4 protein-coding genes and 1 pseudogene are annotated in these 7,631 nt (G+C 73.0%); 3 read left to right on the forward strand and 2 right to left on the reverse strand.

What is annotated here, in order from left to right; translation table 11 throughout:
- Together AB0M20_RS17825 and AB0M20_RS17830 are read right to left on the reverse strand one after the other, a co-directional pair.
- Positions 1-772, reverse strand: a pseudogene (locus AB0M20_RS17825) (hypothetical protein); the annotation flags it as partial.
- Positions 769-2,247 (reverse strand): DUF3492 domain-containing protein, encoded by a 1,479-nt coding sequence (locus AB0M20_RS17830; protein ID WP_364299362.1) that lies wholly within the window; start codon positions 2,245-2,247, stop codon positions 769-771. The pseudogene AB0M20_RS17825 and the gene AB0M20_RS17830, both read right to left, overlap by 4 nt.
- A gap of 613 nt (positions 2,248-2,860) precedes the next feature.
- Here AB0M20_RS17830 and AB0M20_RS17835 point away from each other — a divergent pair.
- The 3 genes from AB0M20_RS17835 (at position 2,861) to AB0M20_RS17845 (ending at position 7,493) form a co-directional block, all read left to right on the forward strand.
- Positions 2,861-3,055, forward strand: a complete 195-nt coding sequence (locus tag AB0M20_RS17835; protein WP_364299364.1) for a hypothetical protein — start codon at positions 2,861-2,863, stop codon at positions 3,053-3,055.
- Between the two features lie 236 nt (positions 3,056-3,291).
- Positions 3,292-6,873, forward strand: a complete 3,582-nt coding sequence (smc, locus tag AB0M20_RS17840) for a chromosome segregation protein SMC (protein ID WP_364299366.1) — start codon at positions 3,292-3,294, stop codon at positions 6,871-6,873.
- 5 nt (positions 6,874-6,878) lie between these two features.
- A complete protein-coding gene (locus AB0M20_RS17845) occupies positions 6,879-7,493 on the forward strand; it encodes an HAD-IA family hydrolase (protein WP_364299368.1) in 615 nt (204 codons plus the stop codon).
- Positions 7,494-7,631 lie beyond the last annotated feature (138 nt).

A 7,631-nucleotide genomic window follows, 5' to 3' on the forward strand; every position in this document is an offset into this window, starting at 1 on the left:
CCATCCGCTGCCCGCCGAGGATCGCCGCCGGCGCGATCCAGACCCGCCCGCCCCACACCCCCCCGGCGGCCAGGAAGCCGCCGCCGACCAGCCGCGCCGCGGGCGCCGGGCCGGCCTGCCGCGCCACGACCGCGCCCACACTGGTCAGCGCCTGGGCGGCACTCCAGCCGAGCAGCAGGATCACGGCCGGGACCAGCGGGTGCAGCGGGTGCAGCGCCGGCGCGGCGGCCACCGCGACCGACAGCGGTCCAAGGTAGAGGGCGCAGCGCAGCAGCGCGGCGAGCAGGTACGGGCGCTTGGCGGGGGCACGCCGGAGGCCCTTCTGGGCGCGGCGCGTCTCCAGGTGATCGAGGACGGAGACACCGACACCGTGCAGCGACATGCCGTACCGCCGGCGCGCCTCCTCGTCGTCGTTCACCCCGTGCTGGCCGATCTCGGCGACCACGTCGGCGGCGTCCACCACGTCGTCGCCGAGCCGGTCGGCGAGCTCGGCGACCGACTCGGCGGGGCGCCGCGGCAGGACCAGCGGCGTGCTCGGCGGCGCGCCCAGCGGCACGACCGGCGGCAGCGCGGTGACGTGATCGTCCGGCTCGTCGTCGTCGGCGTCCGGCTTCATCGAGCCGTAGACCACGTCGTCGAAGTGGGCGGCCTCCTCGACGGCCGCCCGCTCGGCCTCCAGCTCCGCGAGGTGCTCGGCGAGCAGGCTGCCCAGGGACCGCCGCGGCTCGGCGTCGGGCTCCGGGTCGAAGGACTGTGGCGGCGAAATCGTCATGTGTCCTCCCGGACCAGCCAGCGCATGGTCGCCGGCACCTCGGTGCGTGGCGCGGGCACCGAGAGCGCCAGCTCGTAGTTCGGCGCCGGCGGTGGCGTTGCCAGATCGGTGTAGAGCGCCCGGTAGACCCGCACCACCCGGTCGCTGGTGAAGTGGGTCATCGCGCGGCGCCGGGCCGCCTCGCCCAGGGCGCGCCGCTTCGCCGGCGCCCGCAGCAGCTCGACGCACGCCTTCGCGAAGGTCCCCGGGTCGTCGGCGGGCACCAGCACCCCGGTGTCGCCGAGCGTCTCGGCCGCCGGCCCGACGTCGACCCCGACCACCGCACGGCCCGACATCATGGCCTCGACCAGGCGGTAGGGCGGGTCGGCCGGCCCGGGCAGGTGCACCACGACGTGACCGGCCGCGTACCGGTCGCGCGGGTCGGCCGGCAGCGGGTGCAGGCGGACGGCACGGCCCAGCCCGGACCGTTCAATCTGCTCGGCGCAGTGGTCCTCGTGCGTCGCGGTTACCCCGACCAGGTGCAGCACCGTGCCGGGGACCTGCGCGACCACGTTGCCGAACGCCTCCAGCAGCGGCGTCAGCCCGCTGTCCGGCCCGCCGCTGCCGGCCCAGACGAGCGCGGGGTCGGCGACGACCGGTTCGGCCGCGGTGCCGAAGTCGGAGGGATCAACCCCGGCCGGGACGGAGACCAGGCGCGATGGTCGCGCTCCGTGCCGCAGAGCCCAACCATGGTGGTACGCGCTGAGCGGCGCGATCAGCTCGGCTTCGGCGTACCCGGTGCGAGCCACCGCCCGCCGGAACCGGCGCAGCACCGTGCGTACCGCCGGTGACAGCCTCTCCTCCGCGGGCCGCAACCGGGCCACCGGAGCCCGCGCCTCGGTCAGCAGCAGCGGCGTTCCGCTGCGCCACCGACCGGCCAGCGCCGCCAGCAGCGGGGTCGTGCCACCCACGCAGTGCACCAGATCGGCCGGCGGCGCCTGCACGGACAGCGCCCGGATCGCGTGCTGCAGCAGGGTGGCGGCGGTGCGGGCGTCGCGCATGCTGAGCCGCGGCAGGGGCAGGCGGTCGTTCGCGGTGAGCTGGCGGCCGGCCCGCCAGGCGTCCATCAGCACATCGGTGAGCGGCACTCCGGCCGGCGGATCGCAGACCAGGGCGAGCCGGTTGAGCCCTTCGGCGAACATCCGGTCGGCGTGGTCCTGTTCGCCGAGCAGTCCGCGGCAGAGCAGGACCGCCGCCGAGGTGGCGTCGTCGGAGGCGGCGGACCGGCGGCGTTCGTCCCGGGCCGGAGCCACCGCGCGGACGGATGCGATGTTGGCCGGCAGCGGGTACGCGGGCACGCCCGGTGACTCCCGGTCGACGACGGTCAGGAGGTCGAACGTGACCTCGGGGAGCCCTTCGACGACGGTCCGGCACCAGCCACCGAGCGCGTCGCGCCGGTACGGATACCCACCACCCGTGAGCAGACAGATGCGCATGCGCGGCTCAGACCGGATGCGTCGAGGAGGACGGCGATATCACGCAGGAGGCAACGACACAGCGCCGAAAAGTAACGGGACCCTGTCGTCTAGGCGACAGATTCTTGCCCCATTTGCACGAAATGGCGTCCGATACGCGATGAATGTCGCTTTTAGCGGCGCCGGGTACCCCGCCACTGGCACCCGGCGCCGGGCCGTCCGGCACCAGTAGCCCGGGGAGGAGCCTGCGGGGCGGACGTGACGCCGGAGACGCTAGGCGTAACCGCGAGGCGGCAGCCAGATGGATAAGGAAACTTTAATCTCGGCCAAAGGCGCAGGGGGTGGCGTGATTCACTGACAGGACGACGGGCCGCCGGTACGCACGGCTTGACGCAGCGTGCGTCTCGGCGGACTATGGAGGAGTCGCCAGTCGCGCATACTCGTGTCCCGGTCACCCCTGGACTCGAGCGATCAGCACCTAATAGCACGTTTCCAGGTGCAGGACTCTGCGCTCACGCGTGCCCGTGAGCGTGTGCGGTCCATCCCTAGGTTAGGGGATCGATGTCGCGCGTCGGCACGGCCGTTTCCGGCATCACTTTAAGAAGAGACAAGCACGTCTCACTAGGAGTTCATGATGGCGAAGGCCCTCTACGGCCACGTAGGTGCGGCGCCCGACCGGCGCCTGCTCGACGAGGTCACCCGACTGCGTGCCAGGGTGCAGGCTCTGGAGTTCGAGGTCACCCGCCTCCGGGCGGAAAATGATCGTCTCGCGGCGGCCGCCGCGGAGGCAGACGATTTCGCGCGGCTGACCGAGCCCGCACTGACCTGACAGACCACAGCCTGACGGATCACCGGGCGTCGTTCCGGCGCCCACCATCCCCTCTGCACCCCATACGCAAAACAGTGAGCGCGCCTCCACCGGCAGTGGCGGCGCGCATCTTTTTGCTCTCGTTTCTTCCCCGCATGGTGCACGGACCAGGGCATGTAGCGCGGCGTAGCCGGAGGTCCGGGCCCCGGGCAGGTAGCCTGCAACGCGTCAGGAGACCCACCGACCCCCGGAGATCCGTGCACCTCAAGAGCCTCACGGTGAAGGGATTCAAGTCCTTCGCCTCCGCTACGACGCTGCGGCTGGAGCCGGGCATCACCTGCGTGGTGGGACCCAACGGCTCCGGCAAGTCCAACGTCGTCGACGCCATCGCCTGGGTGCTCGGCGAGCAGGGCGCCAAGGCCCTGCGAGGCGGCAAGATGGAGGACGTCATCTTCGCCGGCACCGCCGGTCGCGCGCCGCTCGGCCGCGCCGAGGTGACGCTCACCATCGACAACGGCGACGGCGCCCTGCCGATCGACTACACCGAGGTGTCGATCACCCGGCGGATGTTCCGGTCGGGCGAGAGCGAGTACGAGATCAACGGCAGCTCCTGCCGCCTGCTGGACATTCAGGAGCTGCTCAGCGACTCCGGCATTGGGCGCGAGATGCACATCATCGTCGGCCAGGGCCGGCTCGACGCGATGCTGCACGCCAAGCCCGAGGACCGCCGCGCGTTCATCGAGGAGGCGGCCGGCGTACTTAAGCACCGCAAGCGCAAGGAAAAAGCGATCCGCAAGCTCGACGCGATGCAGGTGAACCTCAACCGGCTCACCGACCTCACCGCCGAGCTGCGCCGCCAGCTCAAGCCGCTGGGCAAGCAGGCCGAGGTGGCCCGGCGCGCGGCCGGCATCCAGGCCGACCTGCGCGACGCCCGGCTGCGGCTGCTCGCCGACGACCTGCACACGCTGCGCACCACGCTGGACAAGGAGATCGCCGACGAGTCGGCGATGCGGGACCGCCGCCAGCAGGTCGAGGACGAGAACCGCGAGGTGCAGCGCTGGCTGGCCGATCTGGAGTCGGCGCACGCCGAGGACGCGCCGCTGCTGCAGGCCGCGCAGGACACCTGGTACAAGCTGTCCGCCCTGCAGGAACGCTTCCGGTCCACCGAGCAGCTGGCCGGTGAGCGGCTGCGGCACCTCTCCGCGGCACCCGAGGACGAGCGTTCCGGCCGTGACCCCGAGCAGCTGATCGCCGAGGCCGAGCGGGTGCGCGAGCAGGAGGAGGAGCTGCGCGAGGCGCTCACCGAGGACCAGATGCGGCTGGCCGAGGCGGTGGAGCACCGGCAGGAGCTCGAGCGCCAGCTGGCGGCGGCGGAGGGTGCGCTGCGTACGGCCGCGAAGGCCATCGCCGACCGGCGTGAGGGCCTGGCCAAACTGACCGGTCAGGTCAACGCCGCGCGGGCCCGCACCGGGAGCGCCGACGAGGAGATCGAGCGCCTCGCCTCCGCGCACACCGACGCCATGCAGCGCGCCGAGGCCGCCCAGGCCGCGGTCGACGAGGTGTCCGCGGAGTCCACCGAGGCCGACCGCGACAACGCCGACCTGGACGCGCGGCACGACGAGGCGGTGGCCGCGCACGACCGGGCCGCCGCGGTGGTCAAGGAGCTGTCCGACGCCGAGCGCGCGGCGGAGAAGGACGCCGCGAGCTGGAAGGCCCGCGAGGAGGCGCTCGCCCTCGGCCTGCGTCGCAAGGACGGCGCCGGCGCGCTGCTCGGCAAGGCCGACCAGGTGCCCGGCCTGCTCGGCAGCCTGGCTTCGATGCTGACCGTCCGGCCCGGACACGAGGCGGCGCTGGCGGCCGCGCTGGGCAGCCTGGCCGACGCGGTCGCGCTGGCCGGTGTGGACGAGGCCGTCGAGGCGATGCGTACGCTGAAGATCGCCGACGCCGGCCGCGCCGCGCTCGTGGTCGGCGGCCCCGCGCATCCGGGCATGCAGGGCTCACTCGACTCGCTGCGGCCTCCGCTGCCGGACGGCGCGGTCTGGGCGCCCGACGTGATCGACTGCCCCGAGGCCATCCGCCCCGCCCTCAACCGCACGCTGCGCGACGTCGTGCTGGTACCGGACCTGGCCGCGGCCACCGCCCTGGTCGCGGGCAACGCCGAGCTGCGCGCGGTGACGCCGGACGGCGACGTGCTGGGCGCCTACTCGGCGGCCGGCGGCTCCGGCAAGGCCACCAGCTACATCGAGGTGCAGGCCGCGGTCGACGAGGCGCGCGCCAACCGGGAGGTCGCCGAGCAGAGCATCGGCGAGCTGAAGGACCGGCTGGCCCAGGCGCGGGCCGAGGTGGCCGAGCTCAAGGAACGCGTGAACGTGGCGGCCGCCGCCAAGCGCGCCGCCGAGGGTGAGCGCAACGCGGCCGCCCGCCGGCTCGCGGAGCTGGGCGCGGCGGCCCGGTCGGCGAAGGCGGAGACCGAGCGGCTCGGTGCGTCCCTGCAGCGGGCGCAGGCCAACCGCGATCGTGACCTGGCCGGGCTGCAGGAGCTCGAGGAGCGCCTGCAGGCGGCCGAGGACACGCCGATCGACGAGGAACCGTCCACCGAGGAACGCGACACGCTGGCCGGCATGGTCCCGCAGGCACGCCAGAACGAGATGGAGGTGCGGCTCGCCGTTCGTACCGCCGAGGAGCGGGTCTCGTCCATCGCCGGCCGCGCCGACTCCCTGATGCGCCAGGCCAACGCGGAGCGGCAGGCCCGTGAGCGGGCCGCGGCCCGCCGGGCCGCACGGGCGCGGGGCGCGGAGATCGCCAAGGCGGTCGCCATCGGCGCCGCCGCCGCGATGCGCCGGGTGGCGGTGTCGCTGGAGACCGCGGTCGAGGTACGCGACGAGCTGGCCCGGGCACGCACCGCCCGCGAGGCGGAGTTGCAGGAGGTACGGGCCACCGCCAAGCGCCTGGTGTCCGAGCTGGAGCGGCTCACCAACGAGGTGCACCGCGACGAGGTGGCCCGGGCCGAGCAGCGCATGCGCATCGAGCAGCTCGAGGCGAAGGCCGCCGAGGACTTCTCGCTCGACGTGGACACGCTGGTCAGCGAGTACGGCCCCGACCAGTGGGTGCCGCCGACCCAGGCCGAGGTGAACGCAGCTTCCTCCGCCGGCGAACCTGTTCCCGAGCCGGTGCCCTACCACCGGCCGACGCAGGAGAAACGCGCCAACAAGGCAGAACGCGAGCTGGCCCTGCTCGGCAAGGTCAACCCGCTGGCGCTCGAGGAGTTCGCCGCGCTTGAGGAGCGCTTCAAGTTCCTCTCCGACCAGCTCGAGGACCTCAAGGCCACCCGCAAGGACCTGCTCACCGTGGTCAAGGACGTGGACGACCGGATCCTCGAGGTGTTCACCACCGCGTTCGAGGACACCGCCCGCGAGTTCCAGACCGTCTTCCAGGTGCTCTTCCCGGGCGGTGAGGGCCGGCTGGTGCTGACCGACCCGGAGGACATGCTGACCACCGGTGTCGAGGTCGAGGCCCGGCCGCCGGGCAAGAAGATCAAGCGGCTGTCGCTGCTCTCCGGCGGTGAACGCTCGCTGACCGCCGTGGCCATGCTGTGCGCGATCTTCCGGGCCCGCCCTTCGCCCTTCTACATCATGGACGAGGTCGAGGCCGCCCTGGACGACGTCAACCTGGGCCGCCTGATTACGCTCTTCGAGCAGTTGCGGGAGAAGAGCCAGCTGCTGATCATCACGCACCAGAAGCGCACGATGGAGGTCGCCGACGCCCTCTACGGCGTCACGATGCGCGCCGGTGTGACCCAGGTGATCAGCCAGCGGCTCAGCAAGGACGTGGAGGACTAGAGATCGTGCAGCGACAGCCGGCCAGGGCCCTGCTCATCGACCTGGACGGCGTGCTGCGCCTCTGGGACCCCGCGGTGGCGGTGGACGTCGAATCCAAGTACGGCCTGTCCGCGGGCGTCCTGCTGTCCACGGCGATGTCCTGGGAGCTGTACCGGCCCGCGGTCTCGGGTGAGATGACCGACCAGGAGTGGATGGCCCAGGTGGCATCGCGCCTGCCGCTGCCGGCGGACGAGGCCGCCGCGGCGGTGGCGCAGTGGCAGACCCATCGCGGGTATGTGGACGACGAGGTGCTCGCCTTCGTCCGCGACGTCCGCGCCGCCGGCCTGCCGGTGGGCCTGGCAACCAACGCCACCGACCGGCTCCGCGGCGACCTGGCGTCACTCGGCCTGGACGGCGACTTCGACGTGGTCCTGAGCTCCTGGGAGCTGAAGATCCACAAGCCGGCGCCGGAGTTCTTCGCGCTGGCGTGCGAGGCGCTCGGCCTGGAGTCGCACTGGGTGATGTACGTCGACGACGACGACCGAGCGATCCGCGGCGCCCGGGCGGCGGGCCTCCCGGCGCTGCGCTGGACCCCCCGCCGAGACTTCGCCTACTTACGCCCAGCCCTCGGCCTCCCCTGACGGAAACCCGCGCTCAACCAACCTGGCAGCCACGGCGTGGGGGGGGCGCCGGGCCCCCCCCCGCCCCCATATTTTGCCCACCCCCCCCAGGGGGGGGGCGGGCTGCGGGGGGGGGGGGCGCCTCGAGGGGGTTTTAGT

Source organism: Actinoplanes sp. NPDC051633, assembly GCF_040681735.1.
Taxonomy (GTDB): domain Bacteria; phylum Actinomycetota; class Actinomycetes; order Mycobacteriales; family Micromonosporaceae; genus Actinoplanes.